This window comes from Paenibacillus sp. alder61 (assembly GCF_020179875.1).
GTDB classification, from domain to species: domain Bacteria; phylum Bacillota; class Bacilli; order Paenibacillales; family Paenibacillaceae; genus Fontibacillus; species Fontibacillus faecis.
Genome location: NZ_JAIUDG010000010.1, coordinates 119,975 through 142,699 on the forward strand (window position 1 = coordinate 119,975; position 22,725 = coordinate 142,699).

General features: G+C 54.2%; 14 protein-coding genes. 3 read left to right on the forward strand and 11 right to left on the reverse strand.

Translation table 11 applies throughout. The annotated features are described in order from the left end of the window. Window positions 1-145: 145 nt before the first annotated feature. From LBW89_RS12415 to LBW89_RS12440, 6 genes are all read right to left on the reverse strand, one after another. Entirely contained in the window at window positions 146-3,979 is a 3,834-nt protein-coding gene (locus LBW89_RS12415; RefSeq protein WP_225039230.1) for a GH32 C-terminal domain-containing protein, read from the reverse strand. Window positions 3,980-4,079: 100 nt separating this feature from the next. Beyond that, window positions 4,080-4,961, reverse strand: a complete 882-nt coding sequence (locus LBW89_RS12420; protein ID WP_225039231.1) for an ROK family protein — start codon at window positions 4,959-4,961, stop codon at window positions 4,080-4,082. Between the two features lie 27 nt (window positions 4,962-4,988). After that, window positions 4,989-6,464: a glycoside hydrolase family 32 protein gene (locus LBW89_RS12425; RefSeq protein WP_225039232.1), complete on the reverse strand. Its 1,476-nt coding sequence runs from the start codon at window positions 6,462-6,464 to the stop codon at window positions 4,989-4,991. A gap of 48 nt (window positions 6,465-6,512) precedes the next feature. Then, window positions 6,513-8,123, reverse strand: coding sequence for an ABC transporter substrate-binding protein (locus LBW89_RS12430; RefSeq protein ID WP_225039233.1), 1,611 nt, complete (start codon window positions 8,121-8,123; stop codon window positions 6,513-6,515). Between the two features lie 282 nt (window positions 8,124-8,405). Next, window positions 8,406-9,287 (reverse strand): carbohydrate ABC transporter permease, encoded by an 882-nt coding sequence (locus LBW89_RS12435; RefSeq protein ID WP_225039234.1) that lies wholly within the window; start codon window positions 9,285-9,287, stop codon window positions 8,406-8,408. 17 nt (window positions 9,288-9,304) lie between these two features. After that, on the reverse strand, window positions 9,305-10,198 hold the full coding sequence (locus tag LBW89_RS12440; RefSeq protein WP_373317715.1) for an ABC transporter permease: 894 nt from the start codon (window positions 10,196-10,198) through the stop codon (window positions 9,305-9,307). A 510-nt stretch (window positions 10,199-10,708) separates the two neighbouring features. Here LBW89_RS12440 and LBW89_RS12445 point away from each other — a divergent pair. Then, window positions 10,709-11,755, forward strand: coding sequence for a LacI family DNA-binding transcriptional regulator (locus LBW89_RS12445; RefSeq protein ID WP_225039235.1), 1,047 nt, complete (start codon window positions 10,709-10,711; stop codon window positions 11,753-11,755). A gap of 110 nt (window positions 11,756-11,865) precedes the next feature. Here LBW89_RS12445 and LBW89_RS12450 read toward each other — a convergent pair whose 3' ends face one another. The 5 genes from LBW89_RS12450 to LBW89_RS12470 form a co-directional block, all read right to left on the reverse strand. Further along, complete coding sequence (locus tag LBW89_RS12450) at window positions 11,866-13,035, reverse strand: DUF4179 domain-containing protein (protein WP_225039236.1); 1,170 nt, start codon at window positions 13,033-13,035, stop codon at window positions 11,866-11,868. Next, the gene (locus tag LBW89_RS12455) at window positions 12,998-13,597 is read right to left on the reverse strand and encodes an RNA polymerase sigma factor (RefSeq protein ID WP_213506810.1); all 600 of its coding nucleotides are present in this window, start codon (window positions 13,595-13,597) and stop codon (window positions 12,998-13,000) included. The genes LBW89_RS12450 and LBW89_RS12455 overlap by 38 nt, the downstream gene beginning before the upstream one ends. 278 nt (window positions 13,598-13,875) lie before the next feature. Next, a complete protein-coding gene (locus LBW89_RS12460; protein ID WP_225039237.1) occupies window positions 13,876-18,744 on the reverse strand; it encodes a S8 family serine peptidase in 4,869 nt (1,622 codons plus the stop codon). 163 nt (window positions 18,745-18,907) lie between these two features. Then, entirely contained in the window at window positions 18,908-19,624 is a 717-nt protein-coding gene (locus LBW89_RS12465) for a PIG-L family deacetylase (RefSeq protein WP_225039238.1), read from the reverse strand. Continuing rightward, window positions 19,621-19,932 carry a DUF1806 family protein gene (locus tag LBW89_RS12470; protein WP_412067002.1) on the reverse strand — a complete coding sequence of 104 codons (312 nt, stop codon included), beginning with the start codon at window positions 19,930-19,932 and terminating at the stop codon, window positions 19,621-19,623. The genes LBW89_RS12465 and LBW89_RS12470 overlap by 4 nt, the downstream gene beginning before the upstream one ends. A gap of 198 nt (window positions 19,933-20,130) precedes the next feature. On the opposite strand from LBW89_RS12470, the gene LBW89_RS12475 reads away from it, so the two are divergent. After that, on the forward strand, window positions 20,131-20,880 hold the full coding sequence (locus LBW89_RS12475) for a GTP pyrophosphokinase family protein (protein WP_213506804.1): 750 nt from the start codon (window positions 20,131-20,133) through the stop codon (window positions 20,878-20,880). A 173-nt stretch (window positions 20,881-21,053) separates the two neighbouring features. Next, window positions 21,054-22,721, forward strand: a complete 1,668-nt coding sequence (locus LBW89_RS12480) for a M14 family metallocarboxypeptidase (protein WP_225039239.1) — start codon at window positions 21,054-21,056, stop codon at window positions 22,719-22,721. Window positions 22,722-22,725 lie beyond the last annotated feature (4 nt).

Here is a 22,725-nt window from a genome sequence, read left to right on the forward strand (position 1 = left end):
ACTGGTTTAATTCGCTACTATTCTCATCATATTTCTTTTTTTGAAAATCGTATACAGAAAAACTGTAAAAAAAACACGATTAGACAAAGTTCATACTCTGTCCAATCGTGTCCATTCGCCCGGATCGACATGGCCGCCCTGTCATTTACGGTTCCTGAAACTTCCACCTCTGCCGACTCCGGGACGGGTCCGCGGTCTTCACGCTCAGTCCGCTCCCGTCCTCCGTGACCTCTATGGCCTGATCTTGGTGGGCCGAGATCAAGGAGACCGTTCCGTCTTCATGCTTGGATATGAGCCAGCGCTGATTGGGGTAGCCCAGATAATCGTACAATTGAAGCTTGTTCTGACCGGTGTCAAGATCCAGCGCCTTTCCTTCCTCGGTGCGGATCGAATAAGACCCCGCCTCGTCTCCGGTAGGCACCAGAACCCAAACGCGGCTGCCGCCTTCCCGGGCAGGATCGGCCAGGATCACAGGCTCTCCGTTCTGCGATTTCTCGACAAATAGCGTTTGCGTTCCCCCGCTGGGAACAAACTTCGCTCTTTGTAATTTCGCGGGTTCCATGTGGCTCGCGTTCACATGTTGAAAGTAGGCTTCCCCGCCGAACACATGGACGCCCAAATGTCCCTCGGCGAACGTTCCGTCGGTTACCTCCATCATCTTCCGCCCATCGACGAACACGCGGATCTGCGGGCCGCTTGTTTCGATGCGAATACGGTAGGTTTTTCCCGGCTGCAAAAAAGCGGGCACTTTGGCGAGCACCTGTCGCTCCGCAAAGGCTCCGTCCAATTTGTAAAACAAGCGGAAGGCCTTCATATTGGGATCGATGTTAAAAAAGTATCCGCTCCGTCCGTCCGGACTGGCCCGGAACAGAATGGAGCCCGCGCCGCCCGTTTGGGCCAGCTTCATCTCGGCTTCCAGCGTAAAGTCCCCCGCTTTTTCCCGGGCCATGTAAGCCGCGTCTCCGTCAGATCTGCCGCGAATTCCCTGTTCCGTGGCAACCCACGCCGCGCCGGAAACGCTCGACGTCCAGCCGGTCAAATTCGTGTGAAATTCCCCGGCGAACACCTTGACCCGCACCCCGGCGGACGCTCTGCCGTCGGCGGTGGAGGCGGTGAGGATGGCTTCGCCTTTTCCTTTCCCGCGAACGATGGCCCGCCCTTTACCGGAAGACTCCACCTCCGCGACACCGGCATCGCTGGTCGTCCAGCGGATCGGCGCGTTTCCTCGGTTTTTTGTGCCCGCCACCGCCGCATTCAACGTTAACGCATCACCTACGGAGATTTCCCGGTCGCCCGTATCCATGACCACGTTAGGTGTCGATGCATCACTCGGATTCCATACGTTATTCAGCGCGTTTACCTTCAGGGAGACGATCCGAACCTTGCCGCCGTCCGTGTAAAAACCCATCTCCCGGCTTGCCGGATCGGGAAAGACGACATCGGATATCACCGCCCGCCCGTCATTGCCGAATACTTCAACCGAGGCGTCGTCGACGAAGATCCTTAGCTTGATCTTTCCGTTCTCCGGCATAAGCGGTGCGGTATGGAAGGTGGAAAATAACGGCGAAAAGTCCGTGTTGCCGGATTTTGAGCGGTCCACAAACATCAGCTTTTCCGCCACCTTGTAGCCGGCCACCGTTTTTTGTTCCGCTCCCTCGCGCAGCCGGAAGCCAAATTCCTTGACCGCGCTGCCCTCGGGAATCTCGATAAGCGCTTCCAATTCATAGGCGCCGGAGGACAAACCCTGAAGAAGATTCGCTTCCTTCGGCGTCACCAGCCTGTTTTTAACGGAGAACAATTCCCGTCCCAACGACGTGAGCTCCCGGATCGGGGCCTGAAACAAGCGCGGCCCTTCCTCCGTTTGCCGCAGCGCAAGCTCCCTCGGAATGGAGAGGGTCCCCTTCCACCCTTGCGTCGGGAAGGCGAAAGGATAGTCCCAGTTGGTCATCCAGGCCAGCATAATTCTGCGCGAGTCCGGCAGATCGGAAAAGGACATGGATGCATAATATTCTTTGCCGTAATCCGTCGTCAGCACCTTCCCTGCCGGATGGTCGTTGACGAATTTGCCGTCCGGGGTAAGCTCCCCGATAAAGTACTCGGCCGCCGAGCCCTGTGTTTTGGGATTGGCGCCCGTGCTGATCATCAGCACCCATTTCACCTCGTCCGTCCCCTCCACTTTCAGCGGAAAAAGATCGGGACACTCCCATACGCCGCCCCGGACGTAATCCCCGTACCCGAACAGGTCCGTAAGGGTCCAGTCCAATAAATTCGTCGAGGTGAAAAACCGGATATGATCGCCGCCGGAGACCACCATAACCCAACGGTTATTCGCTTCGTCCCTGACGACCTTGGGGTCCCGGAAATCCCAGCCGCCCGGCTCTTCGCCCTGTTTGCCCGGGTTCTCGATCACGATCGGACGCTCCTTGGAATACGCCCAAGTCCGGCCGGCATCTTTGCTGTACGCCAAACCGATGCGCTGATTTCCGTTCGGGGCATCCGGATTATAGGAAGTATAATAAGCGATCAGGCCCTTGCCCCCGGCCTCGTCAAATAGCCCCGAGGCATTGCGCAGGTCAGCCACGGCCGAACCCGACCAGACATGGCCGTATTCGTTCCAGGGAAGCGCGACGGGGAGGCGTTTCCAATGGACCAGATCCGTGCTTACCGCATGAGCCCAAGTGCCCCCGTCCTGATGAAACAGGTGGTATTCCCCTTCGAAATAAACGAGCCCGTTGGGATCGCTCGCCGATCCCCTGGCCGGGGAGTAGTGATAATCCGGCCGGTATTTTTCCGAGTAATAATCAGCTGCCGCCGTTAGATAGACGTCCTGAAAATACCCGGTGCCGTCCGATACGGACAAGCCGGCGTGACCCCGGCTAAAGCTGTGATCGGTCACTTTGATCGCCGGTTCGGCATATCCGTCGAGACGCACTTCAACTCGGGGCCCGACCGCCGAGATCTCCAGATGATGCCTGGCCGTTGGCGGAGACGGATAGGCCCGGTCCGACGTCTGAATCACGGTTCCGTCCATTTTCCGCAATTGAACGCGGACTTCGCCCTTATCTTTCACCAATGCCGCCTCGTATCCTTCGGTCCCGTTGGCGTTTGTCCGAAACAGCAGCCCACCGTCGCTCCGCTCCGTACCCTGCGGTCCAAATGCAAGGTTCCCTTCCAGGACAAGGTCATCCCCCTGTTCCCTGTAAATTCGCAGCGCGTGGTATGAACCGGTTCGATCACGTCCACCCGCCCCGCGAATCCCTTTAAGGTCCGGCTGCCAGTTCCCCGTTTCCATCACGGGAGAGCCCAGATCGCTCTTGAATTCACTGATTTTTACATTTTGGAAAAGCGCCGCTCCGCCCCGGACATGCAGTCCCAGATATCCCGAAGTCGTGTCGGCGTCCGCCGCCTCAAGGGCCGGTGCGTACGAGTCTCCCCAATACACCTGAATCCGGCTCCCCTCCGCTTTGACCTTTAAATGGTAGATTTCCCCCCGGGTCAACGTAACCCGCCGCTCTCCCAACTGCTTCTCGTTCCCCTGATCGAGGGTTTCGCTCAAACGGAGCGACTCCGTTTTCGGTATCAGGGAGAGCTTATAGAAGGACCGGCCTTCCGCATCGGAGCGGAAAATCAGGGATGGCTCCGCATCCCGGTCCGTGATCATCACATCGGCCTCCAGCACAAAATCATCCGCCTTCGTCGCGGCGATCGCCATAACCCCATAATCAGGCTTCGCGCTCAGCAAGGCGCCCTGATCCGTGTTCTCCATCTTACCTTGGCCCTCCACACGCCACCCCGACAAATTAGTCACAAAATTGGTTGCGCTTTCAAAAATCGCCGTATCCTCCTTTTTTGCATGGCTCATAGAACGACTGCCTTCCGCCCGTCCAGTGCCCGGTTGCCCGATCAGAGCCAGTAATGCGCCGAAAACAAGCAGCGCCGACATCCATGCAGACAAAAAGGAGTGAAATTTTCTCAACATGTCGCCCTCTTTCCTTCCCAAATGGATTATTCGCGGCCCGCGGCGGAACAGGAAGAGAAACGAAGCCCCTCCCTTCCTATCCCCACCCTTTGCCGCCGAATCAAGCCTGATTTCTCAATGCCGACAGGCCCAAAGCCAACGCGCCGCAAAGACCCGCTTGCTGCCCCAGCCCGGGGGGCACAATGTAATCGTCGATCTGCTCCAGGATAGCGCCGGCGTTCAAGTATCCGTTCAGATTCCGCTTCACCGCCTCCCGGATCAAGGGATAGAGCTGCGCTTGCTGCATGACTCCCCCGCCGAGAATCACTTTCTCGGGGGACAGCAGGAGGATCGCCCCCGCAATCGACTGGGCGAGATAGAACGCCTCGATCTCCCAAGCGGGATGATCGGCCGGCAGTTCATGCCCCTTCACCTGCCAGCGCTTCTCCAGGGCCGGACCGGAGGCCATTCCCTCCAGGCAATCACCATGGAAAGGGCATGCCCCCGCAAAGTCATCGTCCGGATGCCGCCGGGTCAGCACATGCCCCCCTTCCGGATGAATCAGACCATGGACGAGCTTGCCTTCCGAGTAGACGCCGATACCGACCCCCGTGCCCACGGTGTAATACAGGCAGCTGTCTAACCCCCGGGCCGCTCCCCAGGTCGCCTCTCCGAACGCGGCGGCGTTGACGTCCGTGTCCCATCCGAACGGTACCGAAAATTCCCGCCGCAGCGTGCCGAGGAAATCGAAGTTTCCCCAGCCCGGTTTCGGCGTGGTTGTCACGTAACCGTAAGTCGGGCTGTCTTTGCGGATATCGATCGGTCCAAAGGAACCGATCCCGATCGCATCCGCTTGCTTTTCTTTAAAGTAGGCTATAACACGGCCGAGCGTCGTTTGCGGGTCCCCGGTCGGAAAGCTGATGCTTTCCGCAATCTCCCCCCGGTCATTCCCGATCCCGCATACAAATTTGGTGCCGCCGGCCTCAATCGCTCCTATTCGCATCGTCAGTTACCATTCCTTTCCCTTGCTTCACTTCCGGGTTAGGGCGGATGGTTCCAGGGTATACACCTCAAGAACATCCAGCACCACGGAGTCATCCTCCGCAACGAAAGCGATGCCGCCCGCTTCGCCTTCCGGATAAATCAAATCGGTAATCACGGCCTGCCCGCCGTCCGCGAACAACTCGATCGAGGAGCGGTCCACCAGAATCCGCAGCTCCACCTTGTCGCCGGCCGCGTTCAACTTGGCGTGATGAGCGCCCGGGAAGTGCGGATGAAAATCATGTTTGCCCGATTTGCTGCGATCGACGAAAACTTCACGATCCACGGCGTTCATCCCGACCACGGTTTCGCAGGCGTCTCCCGATCTTACTTTGAAGGCAAAGGAACGGTCCGCGGAAGCTACGGCTCTTAACTCAAAACTGTCCAGCCGCAGGGAACGCAGCGCCTTCTCCGCCTCAGCCGCGGATACGCTTTGAAGACGCAGCGCGGGTACACGGGCGCCTTCCAGCTCTCTGGCCGGCTTTTGCAGCAAATAAACCACGCCGTCCCTCTCCTCCAGCGACAATTCCCTCGGTACGGTCATCGCTCCGCGGAAGTTCTCCGTCGGCGTCAGATTGGCGTATTTCCAATTGCTCATCCAGCCGATGAACAGACGTCTGCCGTCCTCCTCGGGCACATCGGACCAACTGACTCCGGCATAATTGTCCCGTCCGTGATCCAGCCAGCGGATTTCGCCGGATTCCGCGTCGGGCGCAAACGTCAAGCCGTCGAAATCGCCGGTGAAATACTGCGTGCGCGAGCCCTCCGGATAATCCGGGTTATCTCCGATGCTGACCAGCATCACCCATTTCTGTCGGGAAGGATCCCCGTCGATGGAGAGCTGAAACAGGTCCGGGCATTCCCACACGCCGTCGTGGAACCCGATGCCGTCGCCGAACTCGCTGGCAAAAGTCCAGTTCTTCAGATCCGGGGAGTGATACAGACGAACCGTTTGACCGCAGGCCAAGATCATGATCCACCGTCTGGTGTCCTGATGCCAAAACACTTTGGGATCGCGGAAATCGATCAGACTCTCGTCCTGAAGAACCGGATTTCCTTCGAACTTGGTCCAGGTTCTGCCTTTGTCGACGCTGTAGGCCAAGCTCTGGGTTTGAACCGGTTGAGAACCCTGCGCTTCCCGGCTGTGGGTAAATATAGCGACCAGTCCGGGCTTTTCACCGAAAAATCCGGTCGTATTATGCCAGTCGACCACGATGCTGCCCGAAAAAATCATCCCGATTTCGTCCGGCGCCAGGGCGATGTCGAGCTCCTCCCAGGTCACCAGATCTTTACTTACGGCGTGTCCCCAGTGCATCGGTCCCCAGGTCATGCCCTGAGGGTGATGCTGAAAGAACAAGTGATATTCCCCTTCAAAATAAACCATCCCGTTGGGATCGTTCATCCACATCGCCCGGGGCGAAAAATGATAGACACCTCGATAATTTTGTTTGATAAAAGTTGACATGGTTTCTCTCCTTCTCCCCGGCTTTATCCGGCAGTTCTCTATCTGATCTTACTTTTTCATGGCTCTGTCATAACCGGACTGTTTGATTTCCATCCATTCCTTCAGCCCCAGCCGATCCAATTCCTTCAAATATTCGTTCCATTGCTCGTCGATCTTGCCGTTCTGGTACCATTCGGTGCGCATTCTCAATACGTACGCGAACAGATCCGTCTCAATCGTCGTCAGACGCTCCAGCTCTTCAATCGAATTGAACACGCTCGGCATGGATTGTTCCGCCTTCATATGAGGCGCCATGATTTCTTTGATGATCCGCAGTCGTTCTTTGGCGTCGTCCGGCAGCGTCGTATACTTGCCATAGTAACTGTCCAGAATGGCCAGCGGCCCGCCGACACTCGTCTTTTCTCTGAGTTCCACCGGCGCGGTTCCGTTCAAAGGCAAGTGCTTCAGCATATTTTTCTCCGCGTCGTATTCGAAAATATTCTGCTGGGTTTCATCCCCATAGGTTCCCCAGTTGTTTTGCACCGATTGGATCGGATCGTACATCTGATCCACCCATTTCGCCGTCGCCTCCAGGTTCTTGTTGGCGCTCGTAATTACCATCCGGCCGCGATGGAAGCCGAGGGCATTGATTTGGGTAACATTGATTTCGCCGTCGGGACCGGCGAGCGGAGGCATCACGTCATAGCTGTCATCGGCCCCGGAAATATTGCTCTTGTCCCAGGAGAAATACAGGCCGTATTTGTGATCCTTGCCTTTGGCCAGATAAGTGCTCCAATCCTGCGTATAGGCCTCGACGTCGATAAGCCCTTCTTTATAAAGCTCGTGGATAAACTTGACCGCTTCCTTATATCCTTCCTCGGCCGGCGCGAACACCACTTTGCCGTCATTCGTGACAACTGCGTGGTCGGCGTTCTCCCCAAGCCCGAAGGAAGCGAAAAGGAACACCAGGTCCTCGGCCCCCGGTTTATTAATGAAGGATAACGGTATTTCGTCCGCTTGGCCGTTCCCGTTCGGATCCTGCGTTTTAAAGGCGATCAGCACCTTCTTAAGCTCCTCCGTCGTCTTCGGCATTTCGAGCCCCAGCTTCTTCAGCCATTCCACATTAATCCACGGAACGGCGTCCACCGCCTGAATCCGTTCCTTACCGCTGCCCAGCTCTTCGATCCAAGGAAAAGCGTAGATGTTCCCGTCCGGAGCCGTAATCATCGTTTTGTATTCCGGAGCTTCCTCCAGCACTTTCTTGAAGTTGGGCATGTGCTGCTCAATCAGGTCGTTCAAGGGGACAATCGCCCCGTCCTTCGCCAGCTTCAACAGCTCGTAATCGCTGTACCCCGCGTCGAAAATCGCGTCGGGAAGATCCCCGCTCGCCATGGCGAGATTTCTTTTTTCGACGAATACATCCTTGGTGAAATTCTTCCAATTAATATGGACGTTCGTCTTTTCCTCGAGCCGTTTGTTGATCAGCTTGTCGTTCGGGTCGGCCGGCGCGAGCGGCGAGCTCTGGGTTATAAAGTTCAGCGTCACCTTTCCGTTCGGGTCCTGCTTCTCGCTGGCGGCCCCGCCGCCCCCGCCGCCGCAGGCCGAGAGCAAAATAGCGGAAGCCAAGAGCGTTGCGGATATCGACTTCATGGCGCTTTTCGATGTACTCGTTTTTTTCATTGTGGATGACCTCCCATTTTTATTAAAAGTACATGATGTATAAGTTGAACTAATTGATTTGCTCTAGGCAAAAGTGTGAAATGATTCTGGAGAAGCTACAAGCTTTCTGCAAGAAAGCTGCTTCGGAAGCATAAGCCTCGCTCGCCTTTGTGACCGGATTTCTACTTCTTCGGTAATAATTCATGAAATCTGGAAACAACAGCGATCGGAAGAACATTTCACACGGCTGCCTCGTATGCAATTTAATAGATCAACTTATCTGCATATATGTGCTGCCGCCCCCTATTTCAGGGAACCGACCATGACACCTTTCTCGAAATACTTTTGAAAGAACGGATACATAATGACCAGCGGAAGGCTGGAGATGACGATCGCCGCATATTTGATAATCTCGGACAGGCGTTTCATTTCCGCCATGGCCAGCTGGTCGCTGATCATCCCCGGGTCCACCTGGTTCTGGATCAGAATCGAACGGAGAACGAGCTGAAGCGGATGCAGGTTCGGGTTGTCCAGATAGATCATCGCGTCAAAATAGGAATTCCATTGTCCGACGAAGGCGTACAGGATGAGTACGAATATAATCGGTTTGGAAAGCGGCAGCACGATCCGGAAAAAGATGCTCGCTTCCGAAGCGCCGTCGACATCGGCGGCCTCGCGCAATTCACGGGGAATCCCTTTGAAAAAGGTCCGGGATAAAATGATGTTCCACACGTTGACGGCCCCCGGAATAATCACCGCCCAAATCGTGTCGAGCAGCCCTAAATTTTTGACAAGCAGGTATGTGGGAACGAGCCCCCCGCCGAAAAACAAGGTGATCAGGAACAGGGTCATGAACCACCCCCGGCCCTTCAAGCGGTCATCCGATAACGCATAACCGGCAAAAATGGACACCGTTACCGTAATGAGCGCAAATGAGCTGGAATACAGCACCGCATTGCCGAAGCCGCGGATCATCGCCGGATTGGACAGAATTTTCCGATAACCGTCCAGCGTCCAGTCCGATATCCGGAAGGACAAGCCCCGGCTCAATAGCACGGAGGGATCCATGAAGGAAGCGACCACGATATACAGCAGCGGAATCACTACGACCAGCACGGCCAGGGCCAGGAAAAACCCGTTCAATTTCAGCAGAAACCGGTCGAAGCGGGAATGTTTAATGGGCATTGTTGTTTGCTCCTTTCTCAATAAAGACCATCGCCCTCGTTTAGCTTTTTGACGATAAAGTTTACCGTAACCAGCAGAACCACGTTGATCACGGAGTTAAATAAACCGACGGCCGCCGAATAGGCGTAATCGCCCGATTGCAAACCGATTTTGTAAACATAGGTCGGAATGATTTCCGAGGTCGGCAAATTCATCGCCGTCTGCATGAGGTAGGCTTTTTCAAAGCCGATGGACATGATCCCGCCCGCCGCCAAGATAAAGACGATGGCCATAATCGGCCGGATCGTCGGCAGATCGATGTTTCGAATCCGCTGCAGCAGGTTAGCCCCGTCAAGGTTGGCCGCATCGTGCAGCTCGGGATCCACATTGGCCAAAGCGGCCACATATATAATGGAGGACCAGCCGGCTCCCGTCCAAATGTCGGACAGAATATAGATCCACCGGAAATACTCCGGCCTGGACATAAACATGATGGGCTCCCCGGTCATCCAACTGAACATTTGGTTGATCGGCCCGGTCGGCGACAGGAAGATGAAGAGCATCCCGACAATGACCACTACCGAGATAAAATTAGGGGCGTACAGAAAAAGTTGGATGTTCTTCTTGACCCCCGCCCGCCTTACTTGATTGAGCATCAGCGCGAGCAAAATCGGTACCGGAAAGCTCAAAATCAAACCAAATAAGCTTAATTTAAGCGTATTCATAAAAATTACTTCAAAATTGGGAGAAGACAGAAACTTGTCGAAATGTTTAAAGCCTACCCATTCGCTTCCGAGAATCCCTTTGATCGGACTAAAATCTTTGAATGCGATAATCGCTCCGTACATGGGACCGTACTTAAAAATAAGGGTAAGGATCAGAGCCGGCGCTAGCAGCAAATAGAGAAAGGAATGCTTCCGCAAATATTTCATCCAATTTGGCTTGCCGGAGTGAACAAGCGCCGATTTCCCTTGGGTGGTGTTCATCAGATTTTGCAAATTCATGGCCTCCGTTCTTCCTAACTTTGCATATGTCAACAGTAAAGGCTTTCATATTAACATTTTCGGCCGCCTTTATGTATCGAATGCACTTACAATTTAACAAACAGCGAGGCTCAGGTCAATACATTTTGTTAAAATATTTTTGTGCATATGTAAAAGTCAATTCGATAATTATGGGATTTATATTTACAAATGTGTGCGAAAAATGTGATAAAACTGCAAAATTTAGCGAATTTAAGTTATCTCGCCTCATATAGGCTGTTGAATGAGCATGTACAACATGTATAAAGTAAATTATATAAATTTACATTTGCAAACCTAAATGTGCATTTGTAAAATATATATTGCTATTTCCAATAAACTGTTATACATTGGAAGAGTCGAAGTCATCGTGTTCTCACTTCATAGAAATAGATCAAGTAAAGATACCGAGGTGAAAGAATGGCGAAGGAGAAAGTTACGATCCAGCATATCGCCGACGCACTGGGAATTTCCCGAAACACCGCCTCCAAAGCGCTGAACGGAAGCGGGAGCATTCCGGATGAAACCCGGAACAAAGTCATCAGAAAAGCGATCGAATTGAAATATAAACAGTTTGCGTTCATGGAAAGCGAAAGCCTCTTAACCAAGAGCAGCAATTCGAGAAACATCGCCCTTTTAACCGAGAATCTGCCCAATACGTCCCATTTCGGCTCCACACTGATCAGCGGCCTGGAGAAAAGAATCAGTTCGGAGGGCTATAATTTGTCGATCCATATCGTCAGGGATATTGAACTGGAGTCTTTATCGCTTCCGAACAATTTCGACAAGTCCAATGTCGACGGCATTGTCTGCATCGAGCTGTTTGATCTGGAATACAGCAGACTGATTACCGATCTCGGAATTCCAACCATTTTCATCGATTGCTCGGCCCATGTATGTTTCCCTGAATTTCAGGCCGACGTCCTGTTGATGGAGAACGAACACAGCACATACCAACTGACCAAGAAACTGATTGAAGGCGGATACAAGGAACTGGGGTTTATCGGGGATTACAATCACTGCCGGAGTTTTAACGAGCGATGGGTGGGCTTTAACCGCGCTTTGACGGAGGCCGGCCTCGAGCTTAAGCTGTCTCAATGCGTCGTAGACGATGACCGCCTGTTTTCCTCCAAGCCCGGTTGGATGGATGAGCGGCTGGGCGAGATGGAGAAGCTGCCTTCCGTTTTTATTTGTGCGAACGATTACATTGCCATAAGCGTTATCAAGGCGCTCAAGAACCGGAACCTGTCGATTCCCGGCGATATTGTGGTCTGCGGCTTTGACAACGGACCGGAGTCCGTAATCGTCGAGCCCCATTTAACGACTGTTCATATTTACAGTAATGAGATGGGAGTTAAAGCGGCGGAAATGCTGCTGTCCCGGATTCATGATCCGAATCAACCCCATCAAGTGTCCCACATTTATACGAAACCGATTTTCCGGGAGTCCACCCCGAAACTTGAATAGTCCCGCCGCAAGGCGGCAGCAAAGCAAAACGGCCGGGTAAGGGGGATCCTTACCGGCCGTTTCTTAGATTTGGGCTTGCTTGTATCTTCCGATTCTCAGAAGGGTTACCGCTATTTCAGATCCACCTTGAATTCCAGTTCGCTGATATATTCCTTTTCGCCGAATTTGCCTGAGGAACGGTCCACTTTTTGTACATAAGGTTTAATCCTAAGGGATTTCGGTTTCTCTTTGAATGGCGTAAAGAGGAAGTCGATATGATACTTTCCATCGATGATGTTCATCCGGTTATCGTAAAGATCGTCCACCCGGTTGTTGTTCTCATCGAAGATATGAACCCCGAATGCATGCTTGCCCGCATACAGATATTTGTCAGGAATTTTGTATTCTTCTCCGAGGCTCTTGAACTCCCCTTCACCGGTCATGGTCAACCGTGTACTGATCGGCGTCAGTTCCAGTTTATCCAAGGTGAGGCTGAAGCCGTCATGGGATTTGACCGATTGCGGGTTCAAGACGAGATTTTCGGTGTTCTTCTTCACCGGAAACTTCAGCACATAAGGCTGGTCGCCCCCCGTCATGTTCACTTGAAGCGTCAACTCGAAGGACTCACCCAGTGCCGGCCGCCCCAAGTCTCCAGGATGACCCGATGTACCGGTACCGAAAGGGAGGGAGTCATTGAAGTTCAGAATCGCCGAATCCCCGGTTTCCCCTTCTTCCAAAATGTAACGTCCGACAAAATAGTTCTCGCCGTTGACCAACATTTTGATGTCCTTGATTACACCTTTGCCGCCGGTAACTCTGTCGCCGTTGGAAAGAATTTCGCCCAGCAGTCCGTCATCCGTTTTGCCTTCTCTTTGCAGGGCAACGGAGATACGCGTCCCGTCATAGATATAACCTGTACTTTTCAGGGTGATGCCCCCGTGGCTGTCTGCGGCGTCAACGGGCTGATACAGCCCCTGTTTTACCCCTGCCTGAAGCCCCGCATCCCCGTATTGCTGAAATACGTTGCCGATCAACGGGACTTGGCTTAACGCGCTGGCCATAGCCGGGGAAACAAAGCCGCTACCGACGACCCCGAGTCCCAAGGCCGCGGCGATTCCCGAGATTGCCGCCGCTTTTTTCATCATGCCGCTCTTCCGATGACGATGACGATTGACTGTATTTGTTTTGTTCATTTCTTCCACAATCCTCTCTTCCAGGTTTAATTCCGGCACTTCCGTAAGATTTATCATATACTCCAAATTTTCAATAACCCGCTCTGCTGGATCCGATGTTCGTTTCAATTTTCGCGCCTCCCTTATTTCGTTCATATTGAACCAGTTTTTTACGGATGCGTTCATATTTTTTTCGCAATCCGACAGCCGTACAATCCATAATCTGCCCGATCTCCTCGAAAGTGTACTGTTCCACCGCCTTTAACAGCACCAGGTTTCGCTCGTCGGGCGTCAAAGGCTCCAGCAGTTCCATGACGGCGGAATCCCGTTCGGTATGGGTGTATAGGCGGGCTTCATCCCGATACCTGTCCGCCAGCCTTTGCTCCCGTTTTTTCTTCTTCAACACATTCATGCTGTGTGTGTAGGCGATTCTGTACAGCCATGCCGAGAAGGAGGCCCCCCGGTATTCACCGATATTTCGATAGGCCCGGATAAAAATATCCTGCAGCGCATCCTTCGTCTCCTCAGGGTCTTTGATGAGATAATAACAATAGATATACAACTGTCTCTCAAAGTGGCGGGTGATCTTGATAAACGCTTCCTGGGAGCCCGCCTGCGCCTGCCGAGCCCATTCATCAATCAGCGCTCTGCGCTCCTCCCTGTTTGCGTCAACCGTTGTTCTTTTATCCACTCCATCACCTCCCGTGTTCCGAATTCGCATATATGACAACCGTTACTTCGCGATTTGTGACATGAAAATAAAAAAAACCGCCGGCTTCAGCATGCCAGCGGCCAAAACTTTTATGATTCCCTCAGATAAGTTGAACTAAAGAATCGGCGTTGGGCAAGGATGTGATAGGGTTTCGGATACGTTGCCAACACCCACAATTTGTAGATATAAACTTCCACCTTCTGATTCTACATCATTAACGGGAACAATTCCCTTTAATTCGAACCAAACCCTTGGTATTATTGATTTCCGTATAAACGATACATCACTACAGCGGCCTCCGCCCTGCTGGCGAGCGTTTCTCCTTCAAACCGATTCCCGCTTTTGCCTTGCAGAAGCCCCTGACCGGCCACATGGGCAACGGCATCCTTCGCCCAGCCCGGAATATCCTGTTGGTCGGAGAAAGCTAAGGCCGCCGGGGCTGCCGCTTTCCCTTCCGCATGCTTCAACGCTCTGGACAGCATTACCGCCATTTCCGCACGGGTGATGGCTTGATCCGGCGCGAACGTTTGGTTGTCGTACCCGGTCACGATTCCGGCCGTCACAACGCTTTGGACGGCCTCGTGATACCAACTGCCGGCCGGGACGTCGCGGAACGATACTTGGGCCGACCCGCTCGGCTGCAAATCAAGCGCCCGCACCAGGAGGGAGATAAATTCGGCTCGGGTGACCTGTTCCTTCGCACCGAACAGATTCCCGCTTCTTCCCGTCACGATGTCCTTCGCGGCAAGCACTTCAATCTCATTCACCGCCCAAGGATAATTCATCTCCGTCACGTCCAGAAACTTAACCTCTTTCGCCATAAACATGTATCGGCTAAAGCCGCTCAATTCGGCCACGAGATTGCCGTCCTTCTGCCGGGTCGCCAGCCGGATGGGCTGCCCTTGCTCCGGAAGCTTGAACAGGCTGATCTTCGCGGGATTTAGCTTGGCTGCGGCGAGCGCTTCGACCGGAATCGACACGGTCGCCGGTTGACGGAACGAAACGCTGTTCAGCGGTGTTCCGTTCTTATCCAACAAGGCAAAGTCGTAATACTTGCCCGCCGGTCTAAGCGCCGTATCCAAGTTCAGCCCGGTGAGCAACGTGGACGTCGCTTCATCCGAAGCGGCCGTCACCTCAACAAACGCGGCCTCCTCGGGCAGCGCACCCTCCGGCACGGTAAGCGTTAAGCCGTTCTCGAGGGAAACCCGGGTCGGTTCTCCGCTCTTGACCGCCACTCTCACAGCTCCGGCCGGCGCCTTTTCGGCTTTCGGAGTTACGGGTGCCGGCGTAAAGGTACCGCCACCACCGCCGCCCCTACTGCCGCCACTGTTACTGCCGCCGCCCCCGGGCTCCGGTGTATCCGTAACGGTGATATTCGCCGCCACCTTTAATTCACCGTATTTGATTTCTATCGAAGTGCGGCCATCCTGTTTCCCCGTCACCAACCCTTTGTCTACGGAAACCAGTGCCAGATTGGCCGGCGTATACTCGGCTGCCGCCGTCACGTCGGTCTCCTTCCCTTCGGCATCCCGGTAAGTGACGGTCAGCTTCCCGCTAGTCCCCTCCCGAAGGGACAGCGCCTGCGGTTCGACCCGAAGCGAGGGTTTCTCCAACACGGTGACTTTGGTTTGAAGCTTGGAATCCGCCTGGATTTCCCGACCGTTCTGGTCGAGCAGCACGAGATTCGTCAGCTCAAAAGCATACTCCCCCTGCGGTGCCGACCCGAATCGGAAAGACGCCAAGGACCCGATTCCGGTATAGCCGGGGGTATCGTTCAAGGCAACGGAGTATTCGTACCGGCTGATTTCCGGAGCATGCTCGTAGACCGCTTCCGATACGGACAGCTGGGCGTCAGGATTCCATTTTGCCTGATGTCCGCTCAACTGCGCACTTGTCAAAACCTCCGGCGCCGGTAGCTTTTTGCTGTACAGCAGATCGAACTTCGCGGAATACACCGCTTCGGTAACGCCAAAATCCACGTCCACCGTGAACGATTGATCCGCGGGTACCCGGCCAGGCAGGGCCGTTAGAACAACCGCGTTTTCAATATCGGATTTATATTTGACGATACGGGCCGGCTCAATCATACCGTTTTCGGCGAGATCGTAGATGTAAACCTCATAGACGTTCTCTCCCGGGGTTACGGGAACCGGAATGGTGAAATTCCCGCTCTCATCCACCGTTCCGTCAATCTGCACTTTTTTCTCGCCGTTGGCGCTATCGTAAAGAACAGCTACGCCGATCACGTCGGGGATGGACAAATTCCCTGGAGTAACCAGTAAATCGATCAAAAGATCTTGAGTGATCTTGCCGCTGATGGTCCCCGAGAGACCGGATTCGTCCACGACGATGTCGGGTTCCCCGAATTCCGCGAGAGGCGCGCCCCGATCAATAATGAAAGGCACTGCCTGATCATCAAGCGGCACCGGTTCTTTTCCTTTCTCGGCCGCCCAAGGTACTAAATAGTATAAGCCTTCGTCCAGTCCCGAGCCATCCCAAGGCTGATTCAGATTATAGGTGCCCGGATTCAGATCTTGATCCAAGGTGAACAAATTCCCTATCCAGTTGCCGTCTGCCGCGTGTACATCCATGGCGAGCAGCGATATTCGAGTGTTCACCGTAAATGAAATTTTCGTAGCGTCCGACAATGTATCTCCATTTGGAGAAAAAATGTCCGGATTCAGCGTGACGTCGGAAACCGCATGCGTTTTCGACGCCTCCCCAATATACAGGGCGATAGGCATTTGAATTTCATGGCCGCTGTTCGTATCCCGCAATTTCAGCTCGCCCTCGTAATAGGCGGCATCCGTTTGCTCGGGTACTTTTACGGTAACGGTAAAGTCCTCCTGTCCCCCCGCGGGAACATCAACCTGCGTGCGGGACAGTTCGATTTGAACCGGAGAGGAGCCATACCATTCGGAACTCAAGACGTAAGAAGAATCCTGTCCGGCGATGTCCTTGACCGTAATTTGCCGTTCCCCGGTCGAACTCCAGGGAATATAACCAAAAGAGATACTGCCGGTATAGTGGGTAAGCGAATCTTCTCCTTCTACATTATAGGTCGTTTCCTCGGTCATGGCGACCGCCTTGGCCTTCACGATTTTTTCGAGTGAAACGCGTCCTGCCCCTTGCTCCATATGTTTATAACGGGCTCCAAGCCGGTCTTTCAACTTGACCGTGTTGTTCATCATCAAAGCCTTGATTTCCGACGGCGTCAAATTAGGGTACTTCGCTTTGAGCAGGGCCGACGCCCCGGCGATATGCGGTGCCGCCATGCTCGTGCCGTTTTGCGCCGCATACCATCCCGCGTACTCGGGCACGCTGGAAAGGACCCGGACGCCGGGTGCGGAAATATCCGGTTTGATATCAAACGATGGTTTCACCGGCCCCCGCGAACTAAATTCCCCCATGATATCCTGTTCAACGGTACTGCCAAAAGAGACGCTCAGCTCGGGGTTTGCGGCCAGTTCGGCTTGGATTCGATCCCCCGCTACCCCGGACAAGGCGTAGACCGGAATCGTCACGTCGACTTCCCCCAGCGTACCGCTTTCCAGTTCACCCGGCACATTGTTAAATATTATGGCGCCGACAGCTCCCGAAGTTATGGCATTCGTCGCTTTTTCTTCAAAGGAGAACTCCCCTCGCTTGATCAGCGCGATTTTTCCGTTCAAGTCCTTGCCTTCATAGTCCGCCGCTCTGCCGAGACCGACGTCCACCAATCCGTACTCTTCCGTCAAGGTTTCTATGCCCTGGGATTTATCGAAAGTCTCCATAAAAAAAGCGCTGTCGTCCGAACCGCCTACCTTGACGATCGGCGTCTCCGTCGGGTGTTTGGAGGCTCCTACCGTAATCGCCAGCTCGGCCGATCCCGGATCGCCGACCGTCGCTTCGTCCGGGCCGTCGTTTCCGCTGGCTACGACCGCGATGACGCCCGCTCTTACCGCGTTGTTGACGGCGACGGAATCCGCGGACGCTTCATTGTTTCCTTCCGAGCCCAAAGAAAGGTTGATGACGTCCATCCCGTCCACGACGGCCTTCTCGATCCCGGCGATTACGCCTTCGTTCGATCCCCCTCCATAGGGACCCAGCACTTTATAAGCGTAAATATCCGCCTCGGGGGCTACGCCCAGGACTCCCTCCATCCCGGCTGCGCCGACGCCCTGGCCGGCAATAATTCCGGTGACGTGGGAACCGTGCGAGGTGTAATAGGTCTTCCCTAGTTCGTTCACCTCGGGAAGGGTCGGATCTAGTTCCCGGGCCTTGTAAAAATCCTCCTTCGTGGTTTCATACGGTTCGTCGTCATTGTTGACGATGTCGTATCCCCAATAACCGTCCGGATTTTGGACGATGGCCCCCTCCAGGTCGGGGTGGTCCTTCGCGGCCCCGGTATCGAGAACGCCGATCTTGATGCCTTCACCTTTGAAACCTTCCCCCCAAAGCGTTTCGCTCCCGATAAAAGGGACGCTGCCCTGCGGGGTCAGCACGGTATCCGCCTCGGCGGTGGCATAAACCGGGTTGTTCGGATAGACGGCCTTGACGCCGGGCAGCGTCAGCAGTTCTTCGACCTCGTCTGCCGCCAGGGTCAACGAATATCCGTTGAACACTTGGGTAAACTCGCGTTTTATAGTTGCGTTCAGCTCGCGCTGCACCGCTTTTTTGAAGGTGCTCCTCTCCAGTTGGATCTTGGCGAGATGCGAGGAGATGGACGGCGCCATCAGGCTTGATTTGCTTTGAACCTGTTCCGCCTCGGCCTCAAACACTTTTATCGGGGTCTGCCGCAATTCTACGATGACGGTAACGGGTTCTGGACTGTCCGCCAGAGGGACGTAATTTTCGGGTTGAAATGAAGCGGATGGAGAAGTATCTTGCGTTTCGATCTTAGTGGCCTCATCAGGTAAAAGAGATTGGGAAGATGACCGAGAGAATTCACTTTGCCGCTGATTTCGGTTCAACTTCAGTTCCGGCTTCGGGGTATCCAGCGATACGATGTTCCGGTCCAAACCGGATAAGACTTGTACGGCCCGTTCTTCCTGTTGGAGCGATGGCTCCTGCGCTCCCGCCGCAGGCAACAACAGCGTAAACGTTAACAGGAAGCTTAAAAATCCAGCGATGACTTTCCTGTTCAAACTCTCATCTCCCTTTATTTAGTATTTATGTACCGTCAAGGCTGCAATACAATATCTATTCTAGAAGTGGATTAAATTACCTTTTGATTTTCGTAAAAAACATGATTTTTTTCATAAAAAAATCCCCCATTCTTCGCCCCTAAGCGAAAATGAGGGATATCGATTAAAAAGAACGTTGAAATTCCGAGCGGGCCTGACCGGTCTGGCCGGCCTTGATGAAGTACTCGTACTTGCCGAAACGCGCGACAGCCTCCCGATCCGGAAGCCATACCCATTCATCGATTTCCGACTGGCAGCGGTGCGCGCGAAAAGCGGCCAGCTTGAGCTCAAGTTGAGCCGAAACATCGATTTTGACAACATCCGTGCGGGTGTAACCGAAGAGCTCGGGGCGCTCCATCATGTCGCCGAAGGAAATAAAGAACAGACGCTCCTCCAGCCCGGCTCGTCTGCAAGCCGCCGTTGTCGCTTTGCCGATCGCGCAATGGTCGGGATGCCCTCCCCATTGTTCATGAAACGTGAGGACCACGTCGGGGTCGATCTCGTAGATCAATTTTTCAACCCGTCCGACGAGCAGTTCCGCATCGATGAATTCGACCGTCTTGTCCCGTATGTCCAGGAACTTCAGATCCCGGACGCCCAAAATCCGGCAAGCCTCCCGAAGTTCCTGTTCCCGGGCCGCCGCGATCGTTTCCCGGTTCAAATAAGGCGGGTTGCCCATGCGCCGTCCCATCTCTCCCCGGGTCGCGCTGACGAGCGTGATCTCCGCCCCTTCCCCCGCGTATTTCGCCAACGTCCCGCCGCAAATAAAGGTTTCGTCGTCAGGGTGGGCAAACACCGCAAGCAGTTTGCGCACCCCGTGCTGTTCCGTGTGGTTCATCATTCCGGGAACGGCTCCTTTCCCAGATGGAGTGCGACATCCATCCGCCCTCGGTCGTCAAAACCGGCCAGCAGCAGGCGGCCTTGTTCATCGACCTCGTAGTGGGTGAGCGCCTCCATGCGCAGCCAGCCGTGGCCGTCAAACCGCAGGGCGGCGCGATAGGGATGGCCGCCGGCGATAAAAGCCTCGTCAAGGCGGATTTTGAAATTGCGGACAAAGACGTACGACGTTGCTTCGCTGTGAACATAGACAGCGTCTCCGACAAAGGCGCGAAGCTCATGCTGCACCTGAGCCAGGTCTATTTTTTTCATGACCATCAAACAAACCTTCTTTATCTTAAAATTCAAGCCCATTCATTATAGCAGGATTTTGGGAGGAAAGCCGTGATAGGGTCCGTTGGTCCCTAACCGCCGCAAGGGTCGCCCCGCCTTTCTGGAAGCAAGCCGGCAACCTAAGGTATAATGAACGTATGAAAGATCCAGACAACTTTGTACGAAGGACGGTTAGATATGATAGATCATTCGCATCCCCTGGAACAAGTGAAGGCCATTCAGAAGAAACTCACCCGCTTCTTGATGATGTATAAATTCGCGCTTCACGAAGTGGAGACAAAGATCGAAATTTTGCAGGAAGAATTCCAGCTCCTGCACGACTACAACCCGATCGAGCATACCAAGTCCAGGCTGAAATCGCCCGAAAGCATTATGAAAAAGCTGTACCGCAAGGGCGGAATCCGCTCGCTGGAGGATATCAGGCACACGATTCACGATATCGCCGGCATCCGGATCACCTGCTCCTTCATCTCGGATATTTACCGGATCAGCCGGATGCTTCAGGCGCAGAAAGACTTGAAGATCATTTCCATCAAGGATTACATCAAAAATCCGAAGCCCAACGGTTACAAAAGCCTGCATATGCTGGTGGAAGTGCCGGTCTTTATGTCCGATCGGGAGGAACTGGTCTGCGTGGAAATTCAAATCCGGACGATCGCCATGGATTTTTGGGCCAGCCTCGAGCACAAAATCTTTTACAAGTACAATGAGTCCGTCCCGGAAAGGCTGCTTGCGGATTTAAAAACAGCGGCGGACACCGCCTACGAATTGGACACGAAAATGGAGCAGCTGCACCATGAGATGGAAGAGATCAAGCTGGCCCATCAACATGCCGGCGAGGGTGAGTTTCAGCTGCTGTTCGACAATCAGAAACTAAAGATTCCCGATAACCTGCTGCAGCTGTTGTCGGGCGACGAAAAGGAATGAGCAAAGAGCCGCTCTCCAGGACGGGGTTAGCCCTGCTGGGGAGCGGTTCTTTGCGCCTATGACTATTTTCCCGTTTTCTATCAAAAATGAATTGACGAAGTCGCTAGATTCCCCTTATACTTCCCTCAAGTTACTTCATATTTATACATAGAATAGGGGAGAGCATCGTCATCATGAGACCCACCAAGGCTAATAAGATTTTAGTAAAAGGGTTCTTTACGTTTCTAAGCTTTTTGCTTTTGCTTCCTCTATTTATCCTCCCCTCGTCGGCGTATGCTTCCACCGGCATCGTAAACCCCAATCAGGTTTATTCCTACAAAGTGATGCAGCGGGATATCGAACGGCTGGCCGAAGCCTATCCCGACCTTATTTCCTACCAGTCTCTCGGTAAAACAAAATATGGCCGCGATTTGTGGGCGGTCAAACTGGGGCGCGGCGAATCCGTCCTATTTCTGAACGGTTCGCACCACGCCAGGGAATGGATGACCACCTCGCTGTTAATGAAAATGTCAGAAACCTACGCTCAGGCCTACACCGCCAGTACCACGATTTCCAGTTACGAGGAGCGCAGCCTGCTGGACAGCGTGACGATTTGGATCGTCCCTATGGTCAATCCGGACGGCGTCACCCTAGCCCAGCAAGGTACGGCCGGATTGCCGGCCAATCTGGCCAACACCTTGCGCCGATATAACGGCAACAGCAGCAATTTCGCACGCTGGAAAGCCACGATGGAAGGGATCGACTTAAACCGTCAGTACCCGGCCGGCTGGAGCACGATCCGCAATTCCGGGGCAGCCCCCTGGTATCAAAACTATAAAGGAAAACAACCGGCGCAAGCGCCGGAAGTTCAAATGATGATGGCGTTCACCAAGCAGATCGATCCGGAGATCACGATTTCCTATCACAGCTCGGGCGAAATTATATTTTGGCATTACCGAACGCCGAGCCAAAACGTCGCCCGCGACAAATCGATCGCCACCGTACTCGCCAATCTTACCGGCTATTCCCTGGTGAAGCCGGAGAAAAATCCGTCGGGCGGAGGCTATAAGGACTGGTTTGTCCAGACCTTTGGCCGCCCCGGATTTACGATCGAGATCGCCGATTATGCCGGAGAACGAAGCGTTCCGCTGAGCAAATTCGGCGGAATCTGGTCCGAAAATCGGCTGGTGGGCCTCTACACGGCCAAGAAATCTTATGACCTTTGGCTCGAGAAGCAACAGGTCCAGTACGTCGAGCAGCCGATCGACCTGCTGGCGGGCACGCCGCTGTACCCTAACATCGGCGGAGGCGCCGCAGCCGCCACCGCCTCCCTCGCGCCGCAAAAGCTCACCGTTACCGCCCGCAAGGGGGACTGGGTGCAGGTAGGCGCGGCCGAAGGAAGCGGCTGGATCCACCCCTCGCCGGGGATGCTGACGGTCGTCGAACCGCTCGATGCTTCCGCCGATGTGCCGGAGGTTATTCAGACTTACCGCTATCCGGATGCCTTTGCCCCCAAAGGGCCGGTTATGTCCCCGCAAACGGTTCAAGTCACCGGACAATCGGGCGAGTGGCTGCAAATCGCGGCGGAAACGGGCCCGTTTTGGATCCGCGGCCAGGGCTTGGCGTTGAAGGCGCCGCTTCAAAATTCGGAGCCGGGGCCCGGGCCCGAACCCGAACCCACGCCGGAGAATCAGGCTCCCGCTGGGCCCGCACCCGAGAATCAGGTTCCCGTAGAGCCCACACCGGTCCAGCCGTCTCCTCCGGCGGATTCAACGCGGGAAAAAGCGCCGGATCACGCACCGCAAAACCCGCAGGAACCGGTCCGGGGCGTAGTGACGGTCGAGGGGGAAATCGTCCCGTAGAGGG

What these genes read in the sequence shown, in the direction of transcription:
- LBW89_RS12415 (WP_225039230.1), bottom strand. Translation starts at nt 3,979, where the DNA reads ATGTTGAGAAAATTTCACTCCTTTTTGTCTGCATGGATGTCGGCGCTG.
- LBW89_RS12420 (WP_225039231.1), bottom strand. Translation starts at nt 4,961, where the DNA reads ATGCGAATAGGAGCGATTGAGGCCGGCGGCACCAAATTTGTATGCGGG.
- LBW89_RS12425 (WP_225039232.1), bottom strand. Translation starts at nt 6,464, where the DNA reads ATGTCAACTTTTATCAAACAAAATTATCGAGGTGTCTATCATTTTTCG.
- LBW89_RS12430 (WP_225039233.1), bottom strand. Translation starts at nt 8,123, where the DNA reads ATGAAAAAAACGAGTACATCGAAAAGCGCCATGAAGTCGATATCCGCA.
- LBW89_RS12435 (WP_225039234.1), bottom strand. Translation starts at nt 9,287, where the DNA reads ATGCCCATTAAACATTCCCGCTTCGACCGGTTTCTGCTGAAATTGAAC.
- LBW89_RS12440 (WP_373317715.1), bottom strand. Translation starts at nt 10,198, where the DNA reads ATGAAATATTTGCGGAAGCATTCCTTTCTCTATTTGCTGCTAGCGCCG.
- LBW89_RS12445 (WP_225039235.1), top strand. Translation starts at nt 10,709, where the DNA reads ATGGCGAAGGAGAAAGTTACGATCCAGCATATCGCCGACGCACTGGGA.
- LBW89_RS12465 (WP_225039238.1), bottom strand. Translation starts at nt 19,624, where the DNA reads ATGATGAACCACACGGAACAGCACGGGGTGCGCAAACTGCTTGCGGTG.
- LBW89_RS12470 (WP_412067002.1), bottom strand. Translation starts at nt 19,932, where the DNA reads ATGAAAAAAATAGACCTGGCTCAGGTGCAGCATGAGCTTCGCGCCTTT.
- LBW89_RS12475 (WP_213506804.1), top strand. Translation starts at nt 20,131, where the DNA reads ATGATAGATCATTCGCATCCCCTGGAACAAGTGAAGGCCATTCAGAAG.
- LBW89_RS12480 (WP_225039239.1), top strand. Translation starts at nt 21,054, where the DNA reads ATGAGACCCACCAAGGCTAATAAGATTTTAGTAAAAGGGTTCTTTACG.